Source organism: Achromobacter sp. MYb9, assembly GCF_002975275.1.
In the GTDB taxonomy this organism is placed as follows: domain Bacteria; phylum Pseudomonadota; class Gammaproteobacteria; order Burkholderiales; family Burkholderiaceae_B; genus Achromobacter.
Genome location: NZ_PCOQ01000004.1, coordinates 144,209 through 160,991 on the forward strand (window position 1 = coordinate 144,209; position 16,783 = coordinate 160,991).

The window sequence follows — 16,783 nt, forward strand, 5'->3', positions numbered from 1 at the left end:
TTGGAAAGCGCCGCCTTAGCGAGGCGCCGTCGGCGGAAAGACGATGTCGGCGGCGGGCACGGCTGCGATCTTGACGCCGAAGCTGGCTATCGCGGACAGCGTGGCGTTGTGGTGCGCGCGGATCTGCGCGCCCGTCGCGTGCGGTTTGTCCTGCGTGGTGTGGGCATCGGCGGCCAGCGTGACAGGCAGCCCCAAGCCCGCCGCGCGGCGCACGGTGGTGTCCACGCAGAATTCGGTGGCGTACCCGCACACGACAAGCTCCGTCACGCCGGCATCGGCCAGCGTCTGGCCCAGGATCGTGCCGTGAAAAGAGTCGGGCGTCGTCTTGCGCACGCGGACGTCTTCGAGCAATGGCGTCAGACGCGTATCAAGCTCCCAGGCGGGCTGGCCGGGCATGAACGGGCTACCGGCGCTTTCGTGCTGCACATAGATGACCGGCACGCCGGCGGCGCGCGCGCGGTCGGTCAGGTCATTGATGCGGCCCAGCACCGCGTCGGCGTCGGCGGGCGGCGACGACGTCTCAAACAAGGCGCGTTGCACGTCGATCACTATCAAAGCGGCTGTCATGGCTATCCAGGTTCTTGGGGTGCGAAGCAGTCTACCTTACCGTGCGCGTCAGAATTCCAGCCGCCCCTGCAATTCGCCGAACGGCACCATCACCTGTCGACGATACGCGGGTCGTGCCTGCAACCGTTCGTACCAGGCGCGCACGTGCGGCAACGGAGCATGCGGGATGTCCAGCTCGTAATAGCGGTACAAGGCCGTGGCTGCCGGCACATCGGCCAAGCCCAGCGCCTGCCCGCTCAGGTAAGGCTGATCGGCCAGGGCGTCATCCAGCTGGCGCAGGCAGGCATGGGTGGCGTCGAGGCAGCGCGCGATGGCGGCCGCGTCGCGTTGCGCCTCGGGCGTGCGGTAGTAGCCCCAAAATACGCCGACCAGAAATGCGGGCTGCAACGCCGTTTGCGCCCAGTCCATCCAGCCGTCGGCGCGGGCACGCGCCGCCGCCTGCTCCGGCCAGAACGCGGCGCCGCCATGGCGCGCCGCCAGATAGCGCAGGATCGCGTGCGACTCCCAGACCGTTGCGTCATCGTCGCGCAGCACCGGCACCTTGCCGTGCGGATTCATGCGCAGGAATTCCGGCGAATCCAACAGGCCGAACTGCCCGCCCGCGGGCACGTGCTCGTAGTCGAGGCCCAATTCGTCCGCCAGCCACAGCACCTTTTGCACATTGAACGAACTGCGCCGCCCCCAGATTGTGGTCTTGCCCGCAGCGGCGTTCGCCGTGGTGGTGTCGTGGTGTTCGCCTTTCGCTTTCGTCATGATGGCTTGGGTGTGTGCGCCGTTCCGGCAGGAGAAGGCATCAAGCGTAGCGCACATTTTCCCAGGGCTTTACATCCCGTTTCAGCATGCCCGGGGTACTGTCCGTATCGTGAACCCGTTTTCCCAACAGGAGCTCGCCATGATGAAATCCACTCTGACCTGCACCCTGAGCCTTGCCCTGCTTGCCGGCTGCGCCCCTTTCCACGCCAACGACGCCCGCGACACGCCGGCCGATGGTCATACCGCGCGCAATGCGCTGGATTGGCCCGGCAGCTACCAAGGCACCCTGCCCTGCGCCGACTGCCCGGGCATCAAGACCCGGTTGACGCTGCAAAAGGGCGACCGCTACGAACGCCAGACCCAATACCTGGACCGCGAACCGCAGCCCGAAATCGTCACGGGCACCTTTAGTTGGGAATCCGACGGCAGCACCATCCGGCTGGACGCGTCCGGCGACAGCCAGCGCTATTTCGTCGGCGAAAATCAGGTGACCATGCTGTACCGCGACGGCACGCGCCCGACCGGCCCGCTGGCGCCGCACTATGTGCTGCGGCGCGCGCAGTAAAGCTTCGCGCCTCGGGCATCGCCCAAGCCCGGATCTTCCGGCTATTCTTCTGGAATCGCCAGCGCCCGGCGGCGCGGCCCCACCCCAAGGAAGCCATGAAGACCGATCACGAGCTGCTCTCCGCCTTCGCCCCCACCGGGGCGCTGCGCGCGTCCATCAATCTGGGCAACCCCATCCTGGCCAACACCGACGCGGCCACCGGACTGCCCGGCGGGGTATCGGTGGACCTGGCCACGGAGCTGGCGCGGCGGCTGGACGTGAAACTGGAGCTGGTGGTGTTCAAGTCCGCCGGTGAATCCGTCAACGCGGTGGCCGCCGAACAGGCGGACGTGGGCTTCTTTGCCATCGATCCACTGCGTGGCGAACAGATCGCGTTCACCGCGCCCTACGTCGTGATCGAGGGCGCCTACCTGGTGCGCCAGGATTCCCCCATCACTGCGATGGACCAGGTTGACAGCAAGGGCCAGCGCGTCGTGGTCGGCAGGGGCAGCGCCTATGACCTGTATCTAACGCGCGAGCTGAAGCAGGCCGAGATTTTCCGTGCCCCCACATCGCCCGCCGTCGTGGATACGTTCCTGAAAGAGAACATGGAAGTGGCCGCCGGCGTGAAGCAACAGTTGGAAGGCGACGCGCAGCGCTTGGGCGGACTGCGCCTGCTGGACGGTCACTTCATGCTGATTCGCCAGGCGATGGGCGTGCCCAAGAGCCGTGGCGACAAGGCCAGCGCCTATCTGGCCGCCTTCGTCGAAGCCATGAAGAAGTCGGGCTTTGTCGCCGACGCCCTGGCTCGGCACAAGATCCAGGGCGCCGCCGTCGCCCCGCTGGAGGCTTGACGCCGGCGCGTCGGCAAAAGGCAACGGCCCGATCCCCCAATGAAAACGGGCCGGAAAATCCGGCCCGTTGCCTGGGTTTCCCCCTGTTTAGTGGCTGATCATCCAGGGCCGTGCGCCTGCGAATGATTTGGCCCCGTCCGGGGTGGTGCGCGTCTTGCCGGACGCGCGCCCGCCGGAACAACACCCGCAATTCATGCCGTGCCCCGAACGCGAACTGCGCGGCTCGTTCGCGCTGCGCTCATTGACGGCACGCGCGCGGTTCACGGTGGAGGACAGCGCCGAAATCGCGGGCGCCCCGCCGATGATGCGGCCAGACGCCGCGCCGCATTGCGGGCAGTCCGCCGGTTCGCGCCATTGCGCCAGCGGCCGCAAGGCGGCGAATTCGCCGCAATCGCCGCAGGCATAGTCATACATGGGCATCGTCGTCTCCTAGCGGTCGCGCGACAGCGGCATGTCCACGCCGCCCTTGATGTGCTTGATGGGGCCGGACGCCGAAGGCTGGATATCGAAATCGAAGATTTCGGTTGGCAGCCAGAGCGTGGCGCAGGAATTGGGAATATCCACCACGCCGCTGATATGCCCCTGCACCGGCGCGCAACCCAGCAGCGAATAGGCCTGCGCGCCCGAATAGCCGAACTTCTTCAGATACTCGATGGCGTTCAGGCAAGCCTGGCGGTACGCCACGTTCACGTCCAGATAATGCTGCTTGCCCGTCTCGTCCACCGAAATGCCCTCGAAGATCAGGTAGTCCTTGTAGGCAGGCGTAATGGGGCTGGGCTTGAAGATGGGGTTCTTGATGGCGTACTTCTCCATGCCGCCCTTGATCAGCGTCACGCGCATATGCACCCAGCCCGCCATTTCAATGGCGCCGCAGAAGGTGATCTCGCCATCGCCTTGCGAAAAGTGCAGGTCGCCCACGGAAAGACCGCCGCCCTTTACGTAGACCGGAAAGAAGACCCGCGCGCCGCGCGACAAATCCTTGATGTCGCAGTTGCCGCCGTGTTCGCGCGGCGGCACGGTGCGTGCGCCTTCGCCTGCGGCCTTATCGCGTTCGGCGCCTTGCAGCGCGCCCATGTGCGCCGTCTTGGGCGCCGGTGGATTCGCCAGCGGCGGCACGCGGTTGGGGTTAGTGTCGATCAGCGCCTGCTCGCGTCGGTTCCACGTGTCCAGCAATTTCTTGTCGGGCAGGCAGCCGATCAGGCCGGGGTGGATCAGGCCCGCGAAATTCACGCCCGGAATATGGCGCGACGAGGTGAACATGCCATGGAAATCCCAGATGGATTTCTGGGCATGCGGAAAGTGTTCAGTAAGGAAACCGCCACCGTTGTTGCGGCTGAAGAAGCCGTTGAACCCCCACAGGCTATCGGGCTTGGCGCCGATGTCCAGCAAATCCACGACAAGCAGGTCGCCGGGCTCGGCGCCTTCGACGCCCACCGGGCCAGACAAGAAGTGCACCGTGGACAGGTCCACGTCGCGCACATCATCGGCGCTGTCGTCGTTCTTGATCGCGCCGCCGGTCCAGTCATAGGTTTCCAGCACAAAATCGTCGCCGGGCTTGACCCACACCGCCATCGGGATGTCGGGATGCCATCGGTTATGGATCTGCTTATTCTCGTACGGGGACTGGTCCAGATCGACTTTGATGAGCGTATTCGCCATTCTCTTTCATCTCCAACAAACGTGTTGATAAAACAGAACCTCAGCCGGATGTGCGTCCAATTCCCTTGCCGGATTGGATCTTCGGAATCGTTGACCTGTTAGCGATGGTAGACGTCTTCAGGCGATTTGCCATACTGGTTTTCCATGCAGTGGCGGCACCCGCGCCGCAACATCGGAAGGGGGTTTCGCAGCAGTTATGATGCGGAGCATCTTCAGCGCAATACCAAGGTTCACCGTATGGCAGCATTGCACCGCCGGCCCCTGGCCGCCTTCCTGATCATCGCCGCCTGCGCGGGCGCGTCCGTGCACGCCGCCGACGATTGCGTAGCCCGGATCGACGCCGGGCTGGCCAGCGTCGACCGCGCGCAGGACGTGCAACGCACGCGCGAAGCGTCCAACGACCTGCAACTGAATCGCGACCTGTGCCAAGGCCGCCTGGACTTGCTGGATGCGCGCTTTGCGCTCAGCGACGACTTCGAGGCCTGCCGCCGGCAAGGCGCGGCCTTCTCGGATCAGGTCATCAAGACACTCACCCGCGCATCGGACGACCTTGCCGACATGAAGGCCGCCTGGATCCGGACCTGCGGCCCGCAGATGAAAGACTGATCAGGCCGCGGCGGCCAGTTCGGCGCTTTTCGGGAAGAAAATGGCGCGGCTGGGATCAAAGCCGTACAACCCTTCGAAGGCGGCGGCGTCGGCAGCCAGCGCGCGCACCGACTCCAGGATGAAATCCGCCTTGGCGTCCGGCAGCAGCGCGCTGAAATTCAATCTGACAAAACCCGGCTTTTCAATTTCGCGGCCGTCGAGAATGGCCTGGCGCATTTGCAGCGACTGATCCTCGCCAATGTCGAGCAGGCGATGGACATAAGGTCCGGCGCATGCGCAGCCCCCGCGAGCCTGGATGCCGAAGCGGTCGCTCAACATGCGAGTGACCAATTGCTGATGCACGAAACCGCCCTTGCCGTTGCGCACCCGGAAGGAGAAGATCGGCAGACGCTGAGCCGTCAGCGAGCCCAGCAGTTCCAGATGCTCCACGTTTTTCCAGGCGTCAAGCGCCCGCTGCACGAAGCGCGCGTTGCGCTGCTGCATGAAATCGGCGCCCAGCGCTTCCTTCACCAGCAGGACCAGCGCCGCGCGGATGTCGCCCACCACGTTGGGGGTGCCCGCTTCTTCGCGGGACTCCAGGCTGCCGCTGTAATCGTGGCCCACCGGCGACACGAATTTGACGGTGCCGCCGCCCGGCCATGTCGGCGTCGTCTCCGTCACGGCGTCACGCCGCACGATCAGCACGCCGGAGGCGCCCGGGCCGCCAATGAACTTATGCGGCGAGAACACGATGGCATCAATCTGCGCATCCGCGGCCGGCGACATCTGGACTGGCAGGTACGGCGCGCCGCCGGCGTAGTCCCACAGCATTTTTGCACCCGACCGCTTGACCAGGCGCGTGATGGCCGGGACGTCCGCGACGATGCCGGTCACGTTCGAAGCCGCCGACAGCGCGCAGACGACGAGCGTGCCATCGGGCGCTTGCAATGCGGCGGCCAACGCGGCCAGGTCCGGTCCGCCTTCGGCGTGTTCACCCAATTCGATAAGCTCGGCGCCGCATTCGCGCCACGGCAGGATGTTCGAGTGATGTTCGTACGGGCCGATGATGACGCGGACCTTGCGGCCTGCCGCAATGGCTGCATGCACGCCGAACAGATGAACCAGCCGGTTGATGCCAGCCGTTGCGCCCGAGCCCGCGAAAATCACCGCATGCTCGTCGCCGGCGCCGCAGCACCGGCCGACGGCGGCGCGTGCTTCACGGCGCAAGCGCGTGACGAACCCACCGCAATAGGACGCCTCGGTGTGCGAGTTGGCGTAATACGGAAGCACTTGTTCGAGGATGAAGCGTTCTACCTGCATCAAGGCGCGGCCGGACGCGACGTAGTCGGCGTAGACCAGTGGTTTGGTGCCGAACGGGCCGTCGATGACGGCGTCCTTGCCGATGAGCCCTTCCGCCAGCGCCGCGGCGACGTCGCCGGTTTTAAGGCTGTCTTGAAACTGCTGCAAGAGGCTGGGCTTGGCGGGCTGGGTCGCGATAGGCGTATTCATGATGGTGCGGGTTCCGATGGATTCAGAAATATCATACGATGGAAGCCATGATGAAACATCACCGATATTTTGCGTAAATTACGCAAAAACAGATCATATGATCGAACAAATGGAAAAAATAGATAAACTTGATCTAAGTATCATTGCTTGCCTGCAAAAAGACGGCGCGCTGTCTCAGCGCGAGCTGGCGGATCGGGTGGGTTTGTCGCAAAACGCGTGCTGGCGCCGGTTGCAGCGCCTGAATGCCTGCGGGATCATCCGCGGCACCCGGGCAGAGGTCAGCCTGGCGGCACTGGGGCTGGACTTGACCGTGTTCGTGATGATCCGGACCAGCCATCACGCCAAGGCGTGGGCCGACGGGTTCCGCGAGCATGTCGAGCGCCTGCCCGAAGTCACCGAGTTCTACCGCATTGGCGGTGACTGGGACTACCTGATCAAAGTCGTCTGCCGCGGCATGGCGGGATATGATCGCTTCTATCAAAAACTGATTACAGATTTTGAGTTGTCGACCGTGACGGGCTTCTTCAGCATGGAAGCGATTATTGAGAACCGGCCGCCAGACCTGCGGGTACTGGAAGGTTGAGGCCTGCGTTTGCCCCTCGGAACTTTCCGGGGCCGTCCCGATCGAACTCCCATCATTCCCCTCGCGGAGCCCTGCCCGGCCATGATTCTTTAAGCCCTCCCCCCTGATCCTCCTTGCCGCGTGATGCGGACAAGGTGTCTCATCGACCCGGAGCGCTTTCCATGGCCCAGCATCCCCACGCGCCGCATCAGGCGCACCTCCTGCCGCCCGCGGCCCCGCCCTTTCTCAGCCTGCACCACATCAGCCACGCACTGCCCGACGGCCGCGTGCTGCTGGACGACATCAGCCATGACTTTTCAACGGCACGCCACGGCCTGATTGGCCGCAACGGCGCCGGCAAGTCGCTGCTGCTGGGCCTGCTGCACGGTGATTTCCCGCCGCAGTCCGGCCGGGTCGTGCGCCATGGGCAGATCGCCTATGTGCCGCAGACGTTGCCGCAAGAACCAGGTGTGACGCTGGCCGACGTCGCGGGTATCGCCTCGATCCTCCGCGCGCAGGCGAACCTGGCATCCGGCAGCGCGCGGCAGGAGGACTTCGACGTGGCCGACGGCCATTGGCTGATCCGCGACGAATGGGCGCGGATGCTTGCCGACGCCGGCCTGCCCGGCTGGACGCCCGAGCATCCCGCGCACGCCGCAAGCGGCGGCGAACTGACCCGGGTGGCGCTGGCCGGCGCACTGCTGCAAAATCCCGACGGGCTACTGCTGGACGAACCCAGCAACCATCTGGATTCGCGCGCGCGCGACTGGTTGTTAGCGCGGATCGCCGACTGCCGTGGCGGGCTGATCGTTGTCAGTCACGACCGCGCCTTGCTGGACGCCATGTCGCATATCGTGCAGTTGGACAACGGCAAGCTCAACGGCCACGCCGGCAATTACCGTGCATGGCAAGCACAGCGCGATCGGCAAGCCGCGGCCGCCGAAACCACGCTGGCCCATGCCCGCCACGAACGCGCGGCCGGGCTTCGTGCCCTGCGCCAGCAACACGACGCACAGCAGCAGCGCAACGCCCGGCACGCGCGCCAGGCCCGCGACGCCAACCAGGCCCCCATCCTGCTAGGCATGAAAAGGGCGAACGCCGAAGGGCATGTGGGCCGCGAACGCCAGCGCCGCGACCAGGCCCGCGCCAACCTGGATCAGGCCGTCCAGCAGGCCGCCGCGCGCGTCGCGGTTGCGCCGGGCATCGCGTTGGCCTTGCCGGAGACGGCGGTGCCGAATGGCCGCCGGGTGCTACACCTGCATGGCGCCGTCGCACCCTTCCCGCAGGACGCCCCCGCGCTGGACCTGACCTTGTCCGGCCCGTTCAGGCTCGCGATCCAAGGGCCAAACGGCTGCGGCAAGAGCACCTTGCTGGCGATGCTGGCGGGCGAACAGGCGCCGTGCCGCGGCGTCTGCGATGTCCGCGTCCCGACTGCCATGTTGGACCAGCGGGCCTCTACGCTGCCGCCCGACCGCTCCTTGATGCAAACCCTGGCGGCTTTGGGCGCGACCCTGGCGGAAGGCGAACTGCGCAGCCGCCTGGCGCTGCTAGGGCTGGGGCCTGTGCAGGTGCAGGCGTTCGCCACCACGCTAAGCGGCGGCGAGCGCATCAAGGCAGCGCTTGCCTGTGCCCTGTGGCGCGAGCAGCCCGCCCAGTTGCTGTTGCTGGATGAACCCACCAACCATCTGGACCTTGCGTCGACGCAAGCGTTGGAGCAAGCGCTGGCGGGCTATCCGGGCGCCCTGGCGGTCGTGTCGCACGATGCCGCCTTCCTGGCGGCCATCGCCCCCACGCACCGGCTGTCCTGGGCGCCAGACGGGTGGCGGTTGCTGGAACAAGGCGCAGGCGGCGGCCTTAACAACGAGCGGGCATAACCGCGGCGCTTCTTATCGCTGCGGGTTATCCCGAATGCCTCCATATCTACAAATCGTCAATAATTCGCCAACGTTTTGTCATCGAACCGTCCCTTATCCGCCTTATCCATGTCTGTATCCGTCCGGGACGCCATTGTTTCCTCTGCTCATCTCGCCTCGTCCGCCCCGGAATTGTCCGAGGTGGAATTCGGGCTGATCATCGCGTCTCACGCCTTCAACCGCTGGATGGTGCGATGCATGGCCTGCGCGGGCTTGCCGGAATTGACCTCGCTGGACATCCTGGTGCTTAACCATGTGTTCCACCGTGGCCGCGGCAAGAAGCTGGCGGATATCTGCTTCACGCTGAATGTCGAAGACACCCACCTGGTGAACTATTCGCTGAAGAAGCTGGAGCGGCTGGGGGTGGTGCAAAGCGCCAAGACGGGCAAGGAAGTGATCTACACCACCACCGAAGCCGGCGCCGCCGCCATTCAGCGCTACGCCGAAGTGCGCGAGCAATGCCTCGTCAAATCGTTCATCGACTCCCCTGCCGCGGACGACGCCAACCATCAATTGGCCAACACCCTGCGCACGCTGTCGGGCCTGTACGACCAGGCTGCCCGCGCCGCCACCTCGCTGTGAGAATCCACGTTGTCTAGCACTACTGCCTCTTCGTCCGCCCCGTTGTTGTCCGTCCGCGGCGTATCGGTCGATTTCAATACCGAGACGGGCGTGTTCCGCGCCGTCGATAGCCTGGACTTCGATGTCCGGCCGGGCAGGACGCTGGCGATCGTCGGCGAATCCGGCTCGGGCAAGTCGGTCACGTCCATGGCGATCATGCGGTTGACGGACTACACCAGCGGCCGCATCGCCACGGGCCAGATCCTGTTCCGCGACAACGACGGCCGCGAAACCGACCTGACGACCGCCACCGACGAGCAGATGCGCGCGATCCGCGGCAACGACATCGCGATGATCTTCCAGGAGCCGATGACGTCGCTGAACCCGGTGTTCACGATCGGCGACCAGATCGTCGAGGCCATCATGCTGCACCAGCAGCTGTCGCGCTCGGCCGCGCGCCAGTCGGCGCGCAAGCTGCTTGAGAAGGTGCGCCTGCCGGACGCCGAGCAATTGCTGGACCGGTATCCCCACCAGTTGTCCGGCGGCATGCGCCAACGCGTGATGATCGCGATGGCGCTGTCGTGCCAGCCGCGTCTGTTGATCGCCGACGAGCCGACCACCGCGCTGGACGTGACCATCCAGGCGCAAATCCTGAATACCATCCGCGAATTGCAGCGCGACCTGGGCACCGCCGTCATCTTCATCACTCACGATATGGGCGTGGTGGCCGAGATGGCCGACGATGTGGTCGTGATGCTGCGCGGCAAGAAGGTCGAGCAAGGCACCGTCGACGAGATCTTCAATGCGCCCAAGCATCCCTACACCCGCGCGCTGCTGGCCGCGGTGCCGCGCCTGGGCAGCCTGACCGGCAGCGACCTGCCGCTGCGCACGCCACAAACGGTGCTGGACGGCGACACCTTGCGTGAAGTGGGTGAAACACGCGAACAGGACACCGCGCGCTACGACGAGCCGGTGCTGCGCGTGGAAAAGCTGACCACCCGTTTCGATGTGGGCCACAACCTGTTCGGCCGCGTCACGCATCGCGTGCATGCGGTCGAAGAGGTGAGCTTTGACGTTTACCCCGGTGAGACACTCGCGCTGGTGGGCGAGTCGGGTAGCGGCAAGTCCACCATCGGCAAGACCTTGCAGCAACTGGTGGCGCCGACCTCGGGCGCGGTGCGGTACAACGGCCAGGACGTCTTCTCGATGGATGCCGCCGGCCGCCAGCGCCTGCGCCAGGAGATCCAGTACATTTTCCAGGACCCCTACGCGTCGCTGGACCCGCGCAAGACGGTGGAATTCAGCATCGCCGAGCCCATTCGCACGCACGGCCTCTTGAACGGCGACGCGGCCATCGCCCGCCGCGTGGGCGAATTGCTTGAGCAAGTGGGTCTGAAGCCCGAGCACGCCAAACGCTATCCGCACGAATTCTCGGGCGGCCAGCGTCAGCGCGTGTGCATCGCACGCGCATTGGCCAGCAACCCCAAGCTGATCATCGCCGACGAATCCGTGTCGGCGCTGGACGTGTCCATCCAGGCGCAGATCCTGAACCTGTTGATGGACCTGCAGAAAGACCGCGGCCTGTCCTACCTGTTCATCACGCACGACATGGCCGTGGTGGAAAAAGTCAGCCACCGCGTGGCCGTGCTGTACCTGGGCCAGATCGTGGAACTGGGCACGCGCCGGCAGATTTTCGAATCGCCGCAGCATGCCTACACCCGCAAACTGCTGGCTGCGGTGCCGGTGGCCGAGCCCGGCCGCCACATCGACACGTCGTTGATCGAAGGCGAAATCCCCAGTCCCGTCCGCCGCGTGGGCGACGAGCCCGCCATCATTCCCCTGATCGAATTCGCGCCCGGCCACCAAGTGGCCCGGGCGGCCTGAAGCCTTTTTATTCCCTCGGCCCGACCCGACTTCCCGTCCCTGGAGCGAACATGCAATCCCTACGCACCACCTTCACCGCCGCCGCCCTGACCCTGGCGCTGGGCGGCGCGATGCCCGCCGTCTTCTCGACCGCGCATGCCGCGGGCACGCTCAGCGTGGCCATCAACCAGGACCCGGGAAGCTGGGATCCGATCGACACCTTCGTGACCTTCTGGGGTTCCGTGGGCGGCAACCTGTACGACGGCCTGACGATGCGCGGCGCCGACCTGAAGCTGCAACCGGGCCTGGCCACCAGCTGGGAATACCTGGACGACAACAAGCGCCTGCGCTTCAAGCTGCGCGAAGGCGTCAAGTTCCACAATGGCGAACCCTTCAACGCCGAAGCGGTGAAGTTCACGTTCGAACGCCTGCTGGGCGCGGAAGGCGCCAAGGGACCGCAAAAGTCCAACTACGACTCGATCGGCGAGATCAAGGTGGTGGACGAACACACCGTCGACTTCATCCTGAAGCAGCCCGATCCGGTGCTGCTGACCAAGCTGGCCGGCTACGGCGCCATGATCGTGCCGCCGAAGTACATCAAGGAAAAGGGCGAAGACTTCTTCAACACGAACCCGGTCGGCACCGGCCCGTTCAAGTTCGAAAGCTACCAGCCCAAGGTCAACGTGACCCTGGCGCGCAATGATGAATACTGGGGCGGCAAGCCCAAGCTGGACAAGGTGGTGTACCGCTTCATCGGCGAACCCGGCACCCAGGTCGCCGAACTGCAAGCCGGCCGCATCGACATCGCCACGCTGATACCGCTGGGCTTGATCGAAACCGTGAAGAAGTCCGGCAACGCGGACGTCATCTCGACCGGCGGCCCCGTGGCCTTCGCGCTGCGCTACAACACCAAGGGCGGCATCACCCAGAACCGCGACGTGCGCCGCGCCCTGATCATGGCGGTCGACCGCGAAGCCATCGTCAAGCAGCTGCTGCTGGGCCAGGCCAAGGCTATTGCCAGCTTCCAGGGCCCGCAGTCCTTCGGCTACAACCCCGAGCAAAAGCCCCTGCCCTTCAACCCCGCCGAAGCCAAGAAGTTGCTGGCGGCGGCCGGCGTGAAGCCGGGCGCCACCGTGCAGATCGACGTGCGCGGCAGCGATTCGAACTTCCGCGAAGTGGCCCAGGCCGTGTCGGGCTACCTGCAAGCCGTGGGCGTGCGCGCCACCATCAAGCCGTATGAAACCGGCGTGCTGCTCAATGACATCATCCCGGGCGGCAAGACGGGCGAAATGTGGCAGAACCAATGGGGCGGCTGGACGTATGACTACGACAACACCGCATACCTGATGTACCACACGGGCCAGAAGTGGAACCCGTACGACAACGACGCCAAGCTCAACGGCATGCTGGAAGCGCAACGCACCGTCTACGACGTGAAGAAGCGCGAGGCCATGCTGCAGGAAATCGCCGGCTATGTCGCCGACCAGGCGCTGGAGTTGCCGCTGTACAGCCTGAACACGATCGTGGGCGTGAACAAGCGCGTGAAGAACCTGGAAGTGCCCGGCGACATCCGCTTCCGTTTCCTTGAAGCCAGCGTGGAGTAGCGTTCCCCCCCGAAGCGCTGCCGCGCTTCCCCCCAGGGGGCATGCCTCGGGACCGGCAAAGCCGGATCCCTGGCATCCCGCTGGTGCGATACCCGTTGAAGCATCGACGATGCCCGTTGAAGCCATAACATTACCGACCCTCTCCGGTGCAAGCCGGAGCGGCGCCTTATGACCGGATTTCTCATTAAACGCGTGTTGCAGGCGGTCTTCGTGATCGTCGCCGTGACGCTGCTTGTCTCGTATGCCGTGCGCCTGACCGGCGACCCCGCGCTGATGCTCAGCCAGGGATCGGGCAGCGTCACCGAACAAGACCTGGCCAATATCCGCCAGGCGCTGGGCCTGAACCGGCCGTTCCACGAGCAATATCTGTCTTATATGCAGGGCCTCCTGCATGGCGACTTCGGCCGCAGCTTCATGGGCGGCACGTCGGTCGCCAAGCTGATCGGCGACGCCCTGCCCGCCACCCTGATGCTGGCCTTCACGTCGCTGATCTTCTCGATCCTGATCTCTTTGCCCCTGGGCATCCAGGCGGCCATCAAGCGCGGCAAGGCAACCGACCAGGCCATCCGCATCCTGTCGCTGGTGGGGTTGTCATTCCCCAACTTCTGGCTGGCGCTAATGCTGGTCCTGCTGCTGTCGATCACGTTCCCGCTGCTGCCGCCTTCGGGCTGGAGCGGGCCCGCCAGCCTGATCCTGCCGTCCTTGACGATGGCCATCATCCTCAGCGCCACCAATATCCGCCTGGTTCGCACCACGATGCTGGAAACGCTGTCGGCGCAGTACATCATGGTGGCGCGCAGCAAGGGCCTGAAGGAACGCGTGGTGCTGTACAAGCATGCGCTGCGCAATTGCGCGATTCCGCTGATCACCTATCTGGGCCTGCAGTTCGGCGGCTTGATCGGCGGCATCGTCGTCATCGAGATGGTGTTCAACTGGCCCGGTCTGGGCACCCTGGCGTTCGACGCCATTTCCGGGCGCGACTACCCGGTGCTGCAGGGCACGGTCACCGTGCTGGCCACCGTCATCGTCCTGGTCAACCTGATCGTCGACATCGCCTACGGCATCGTCGATCCCCGTATCCGCACGCGGTAAGCCTTATGCAGACAACCACCCCCACCGCGGCCGCTCCCAAGCCTTTCAAGCCGCGCAGCCGCTACCGTTCCCTGGAATTCGTGCTGGGCGCGCTGCTCACCGGTGTCATGGTCCTGCTGGTGCTCAGCTCCGGCTGGCTGTTCCCGGATGGCGGCGAATCCATGGACCTGGCCGCCCGCCTGATGGCGCCCTTCTCGTCCGCCGCCCATCCGTTCGGCACCGATCCGCTGGGCCGCGACGTGCTGGCCCGCGTGATCGTCGGCGGCAAGATTTCGCTGATGGTGGGCTTTGCGTCCGTGCTCGGCGGCGCGTTGCTGGGCATCATCATGGGCCTCATCGCCGGCTACTACCGCGGCTTCTGGGACATGATCGTCATGCGCTTCGCGGACGTGCAGCTGGCGCTGCCCTTCATCCTGGTGGCCATCACGTTCATCGCCATCCTGGGCGGCGGCTTGTACAACGTGATCTTCTTCATGATCGTGTCGCAATGGGTGCAATATGCGCGCCTGGTCCGGGCGCAAGTGCTGGCGCTGCGTGAACGCGAGTTCGTGCTGGCCGCCCGCGCGTTCGGCGTGCGCGACCTGGCCATGATCCGCCACCACATCGTGCCCAACCTGCTGGGCCCGCTGGTAATCCTGATGACGCTCAACGTGGCCAACAACATCCTGCTGGAAAGCAGCCTGACCTTCCTGGGCCTGGGCGTGGATCCCATGATCCCCAGCTGGGGAGGTATGCTTGCCGATGGCCGCACCTACATGCAGACCGCATGGTGGGTCAGCGTCTTCCCCGGCCTGGCGATCATGCTGACCGTGCTGGGCTTGAACCTGCTTGGCGACTGGTTGCGGGACCGCCTGGATCCCACCGGTAAGGTGTAAGGCAAATGCCCCGCAAGGGGCATTTTTCCCATTACCGGATGACGAAAGAACACCGAAGGAATTGAAAGCATGTCTTTGCTGGAAAAAACATTCGACCGCACGCTGGACGCCTGGACGCACGCCTACATGGCTCCCGCCTGGCGCGGCGCGGTCGTGGAAGGTTGGTTGTTTGAAGGCGTGGAGGCCCGACGGGCGGCCGAGGCGCGGCTGGCACAGGCGGGCGTCACTGCGCGGTTTCGTAGCGCCTACAAGCCGTTGGTGCACTTCTTCCTGGAAGAGGTCGACCGCGAAGGGCTGGTGTCCGCCCTGGTGCGTTATCCGCTGCACGAGCATGCCCAGGCCAAGCGCTTCACGCTGGAAGCCTATCCGCTGGTAGCCCTGATGGAGGGCGTGCACGTGGTCATGCAACCCGGCGCGTCGGACCTGCACTACGACGTCGCCCTGACCTATGCCGACGGGCGCAAGGTGGACGCGCGCGTCTTCGCCCCCAACCAGTTGGGCCAGACCCAGGACGGCAAGCCCGAACTATCGCCCACCGGCTGGCTGCGCGTGCGCGACGCCGAAGGCCAGGTCCAGGCCGATGCCGCCCAAGCCACTGAATATCAGCAAGTGTTCCGCAGCATCGTCGATACCGTGCGCAACCACGCGTGGGGCACGCACGAACCGTACTTCGACCGCCTGGAAATCCGCGTCGACCTGCCAGGCATGGACTTTGCCCTGCCGCTGGACGAAGAGATCATCAGCACGTTCGAAGCGCTGCACGAAGACGTGTATTTTTCATTGCTGGAACATTTCCAGCACCACTCCGGCCGCCCCTCCGGCGACCGCGGCCTGCAGCCCGGCCAGATCATCCCCGATATCCGTCGTCATGACGGCGCGGCGCGTGTGCAGATTTCCGTTGAACCGTTCGAGGCGCCGGCCCCTGTCGTCGCCTCGCCGCTTGACGCCCCGCTGGCCCAGCGCCGCGAACCCTTGACCGCCGGTCAGATCGCCGGCTGCATGGCGGCGTTCGGCGGCGACGCGTTTCAGGCCGTGTCGCGCCAGGGCCGCCCGGTACTGGGCACGTACGTGCGCGGCCCCGGGCCGGCGGTCTTCATTTCAGGCGCGCAGCACGCCAACGAGACATCTGGCGTGGTGGGCGCCCTGCGCGCCGCGCAGACGCTGGCCGCCCACGGCAACGCGCATTTCGCGCTGATCGCCGCCGAAAACCCCGACGGCTACGCGCTGTTCAACCGCCTGCGCGAACATCATCCGCGCCACATGCTGCACGCGTCGCGCTACAGCGCGTTGGGCGACGACATCGCGTACCGCGAACACGCGCCCTTCTTCGAACGCGATGGCCGCCACCAGGCGCATGCGATCAGCGGCGCGCAGCTGCATATCAATCTGCATGGCTATCCCGCGCATGAATGGACCCGTCCGCTGTCGGGTTATCTGCCCCGAAATTTCGAACTGTGGACCGTGCCGAAGGGTTTTTTCCTGGTGCTGCGCCACCATCCAGGCTGGAGCGAACGCGCGCACCGCCTGATCGAAGGCGTGACGGCCCGCTTGGCTCGCACTGTGCCGGGGCTGGTTGAATTCAATGCGCGCCAGCTGGAACTGTTTCATGCGCACGCGCTTGAATCCGGCTTTGACGTGCTGAACGGCATTCCGGTGCAGATCACGGAAAGCGATCGCGAAGAACTGCCCCTGGCGCTGATCTCGGAGTTTCCGGATGAAACCGTCTACGGAGACCGTTTTGTTTTCGCGCATACTGTGCAGATGGAAACCGTCCTGGCGGCTACCGAGCTGTATCGTTCAGGGCTGTAGGAAACATGAAGGCGTGGCGGCGAAGGACCGCGG

16 protein-coding genes are annotated in these 16,783 nt (G+C 65.1%); 11 read left to right on the forward strand and 5 right to left on the reverse strand.

Annotated elements, in window-relative coordinates; all coding sequences use genetic code 11:
* Nucleotides 1–15: 15 nt before the first annotated feature.
* Nucleotides 16–567, reverse strand: a complete 552-nt coding sequence (locus CQ050_RS08805; protein WP_105556434.1) for a cysteine hydrolase family protein — start codon at nucleotides 565–567, stop codon at nucleotides 16–18.
* Between the two features lie 48 nt (nucleotides 568–615).
* Nucleotides 616–1,320, reverse strand: coding sequence for a glutathione S-transferase family protein (locus tag CQ050_RS08810; protein ID WP_105556614.1), 705 nt, complete (start codon nucleotides 1,318–1,320; stop codon nucleotides 616–618).
* A gap of 139 nt (nucleotides 1,321–1,459) precedes the next feature.
* Between CQ050_RS08810 and CQ050_RS08815 the strand changes: the two genes are divergently transcribed.
* Nucleotides 1,460–1,885, forward strand: a complete 426-nt coding sequence (locus tag CQ050_RS08815; RefSeq protein WP_105556435.1) for a copper resistance protein NlpE — start codon at nucleotides 1,460–1,462, stop codon at nucleotides 1,883–1,885.
* A gap of 95 nt (nucleotides 1,886–1,980) precedes the next feature.
* Nucleotides 1,981–2,718 (forward strand): ABC transporter substrate-binding protein, encoded by a 738-nt coding sequence (locus CQ050_RS08820; protein WP_105556436.1) that lies wholly within the window; start codon nucleotides 1,981–1,983, stop codon nucleotides 2,716–2,718.
* 87 nt (nucleotides 2,719–2,805) lie between these two features.
* Here CQ050_RS08820 and CQ050_RS08825 read toward each other — a convergent pair whose 3' ends face one another.
* Both CQ050_RS08825 and fmdA read right to left on the reverse strand, forming a co-directional pair.
* Nucleotides 2,806–3,138, reverse strand: coding sequence for a zinc ribbon domain-containing protein (locus CQ050_RS08825; protein ID WP_105556437.1), 333 nt, complete (start codon nucleotides 3,136–3,138; stop codon nucleotides 2,806–2,808).
* A gap of 9 nt (nucleotides 3,139–3,147) precedes the next feature.
* Nucleotides 3,148–4,377, reverse strand: a complete 1,230-nt coding sequence (fmdA, locus tag CQ050_RS08830; RefSeq protein ID WP_105556438.1) for a formamidase — start codon at nucleotides 4,375–4,377, stop codon at nucleotides 3,148–3,150.
* 237 nt (nucleotides 4,378–4,614) lie between these two features.
* Here fmdA and CQ050_RS08835 point away from each other — a divergent pair, with 237 nt between their 5' ends.
* Nucleotides 4,615–4,983, forward strand: a complete 369-nt coding sequence (locus CQ050_RS08835; protein WP_105556439.1) for a hypothetical protein — start codon at nucleotides 4,615–4,617, stop codon at nucleotides 4,981–4,983.
* Here CQ050_RS08835 and CQ050_RS08840 read toward each other — a convergent pair whose 3' ends face one another.
* Nucleotides 4,984–6,471: an aminotransferase class V-fold PLP-dependent enzyme gene (locus tag CQ050_RS08840; protein ID WP_105556440.1), complete on the reverse strand. Its 1,488-nt coding sequence runs from the start codon at nucleotides 6,469–6,471 to the stop codon at nucleotides 4,984–4,986.
* Between the two features lie 97 nt (nucleotides 6,472–6,568).
* On the opposite strand from CQ050_RS08840, the gene CQ050_RS08845 reads away from it, so the two are divergent.
* The 8 genes from CQ050_RS08845 (at nucleotide 6,569) to CQ050_RS08880 (ending at nucleotide 16,750) form a co-directional block, all read left to right on the forward strand.
* Nucleotides 6,569–7,054 carry an Lrp/AsnC family transcriptional regulator gene (locus CQ050_RS08845; protein ID WP_105556441.1) on the forward strand — a complete coding sequence of 162 codons (486 nt, stop codon included), beginning with the start codon at nucleotides 6,569–6,571 and terminating at the stop codon, nucleotides 7,052–7,054.
* A gap of 161 nt (nucleotides 7,055–7,215) precedes the next feature.
* Complete coding sequence (locus CQ050_RS08850) at nucleotides 7,216–8,907, forward strand: ABC-F family ATP-binding cassette domain-containing protein (RefSeq protein WP_105556442.1); 1,692 nt, start codon at nucleotides 7,216–7,218, stop codon at nucleotides 8,905–8,907.
* A gap of 108 nt (nucleotides 8,908–9,015) precedes the next feature.
* A complete protein-coding gene (locus CQ050_RS08855; protein ID WP_035213506.1) occupies nucleotides 9,016–9,528 on the forward strand; it encodes a winged helix DNA-binding protein in 513 nt (170 codons plus the stop codon).
* 9 nt (nucleotides 9,529–9,537) lie between these two features.
* A complete protein-coding gene (locus CQ050_RS08860) occupies nucleotides 9,538–11,391 on the forward strand; it encodes a dipeptide ABC transporter ATP-binding protein (RefSeq protein WP_105556443.1) in 1,854 nt (617 codons plus the stop codon).
* A gap of 50 nt (nucleotides 11,392–11,441) precedes the next feature.
* A complete protein-coding gene (locus tag CQ050_RS08865) occupies nucleotides 11,442–12,974 on the forward strand; it encodes an ABC transporter substrate-binding protein (protein WP_105556444.1) in 1,533 nt (510 codons plus the stop codon).
* Between the two features lie 168 nt (nucleotides 12,975–13,142).
* Nucleotides 13,143–14,066, forward strand: a complete 924-nt coding sequence (locus CQ050_RS08870; protein WP_105556445.1) for an ABC transporter permease — start codon at nucleotides 13,143–13,145, stop codon at nucleotides 14,064–14,066.
* Between the two features lie 5 nt (nucleotides 14,067–14,071).
* On the forward strand, nucleotides 14,072–14,941 hold the full coding sequence (locus CQ050_RS08875; protein ID WP_105556446.1) for an ABC transporter permease: 870 nt from the start codon (nucleotides 14,072–14,074) through the stop codon (nucleotides 14,939–14,941).
* A 69-nt stretch (nucleotides 14,942–15,010) separates the two neighbouring features.
* Nucleotides 15,011–16,750, forward strand: coding sequence for a peptidase M14 (locus CQ050_RS08880; RefSeq protein ID WP_105556447.1), 1,740 nt, complete (start codon nucleotides 15,011–15,013; stop codon nucleotides 16,748–16,750).
* The last annotated feature ends 33 nt before the right edge of the window (nucleotides 16,751–16,783 follow it).

Coding starts and splice junctions, on each gene's coding strand:
- CQ050_RS08850 (WP_105556442.1), top strand. CDS start 7,216: ATGGCCCAGCATCCCCACGCGCCGCATCAGGCGCACCTCCTGCCGCCC.
- CQ050_RS08865 (WP_105556444.1), top strand. CDS start 11,442: ATGCAATCCCTACGCACCACCTTCACCGCCGCCGCCCTGACCCTGGCG.
- CQ050_RS08825 (WP_105556437.1), bottom strand. CDS start 3,138: ATGCCCATGTATGACTATGCCTGCGGCGATTGCGGCGAATTCGCCGCC.
- CQ050_RS08845 (WP_105556441.1), top strand. CDS start 6,569: ATGATCGAACAAATGGAAAAAATAGATAAACTTGATCTAAGTATCATT.
- CQ050_RS08870 (WP_105556445.1), top strand. CDS start 13,143: ATGACCGGATTTCTCATTAAACGCGTGTTGCAGGCGGTCTTCGTGATC.
- CQ050_RS08880 (WP_105556447.1), top strand. CDS start 15,011: ATGTCTTTGCTGGAAAAAACATTCGACCGCACGCTGGACGCCTGGACG.
- CQ050_RS08855 (WP_035213506.1), top strand. CDS start 9,016: ATGTCTGTATCCGTCCGGGACGCCATTGTTTCCTCTGCTCATCTCGCC.
- CQ050_RS08875 (WP_105556446.1), top strand. CDS start 14,072: ATGCAGACAACCACCCCCACCGCGGCCGCTCCCAAGCCTTTCAAGCCG.
- fmdA (WP_105556438.1), bottom strand. CDS start 4,377: ATGGCGAATACGCTCATCAAAGTCGATCTGGACCAGTCCCCGTACGAG.
- CQ050_RS08810 (WP_105556614.1), bottom strand. CDS start 1,320: ATGACGAAAGCGAAAGGCGAACACCACGACACCACCACGGCGAACGCC.
- CQ050_RS08815 (WP_105556435.1), top strand. CDS start 1,460: ATGATGAAATCCACTCTGACCTGCACCCTGAGCCTTGCCCTGCTTGCC.
- CQ050_RS08820 (WP_105556436.1), top strand. CDS start 1,981: ATGAAGACCGATCACGAGCTGCTCTCCGCCTTCGCCCCCACCGGGGCG.
- CQ050_RS08805 (WP_105556434.1), bottom strand. CDS start 567: ATGACAGCCGCTTTGATAGTGATCGACGTGCAACGCGCCTTGTTTGAG.
- CQ050_RS08840 (WP_105556440.1), bottom strand. CDS start 6,471: ATGAATACGCCTATCGCGACCCAGCCCGCCAAGCCCAGCCTCTTGCAG.
- CQ050_RS08835 (WP_105556439.1), top strand. CDS start 4,615: ATGGCAGCATTGCACCGCCGGCCCCTGGCCGCCTTCCTGATCATCGCC.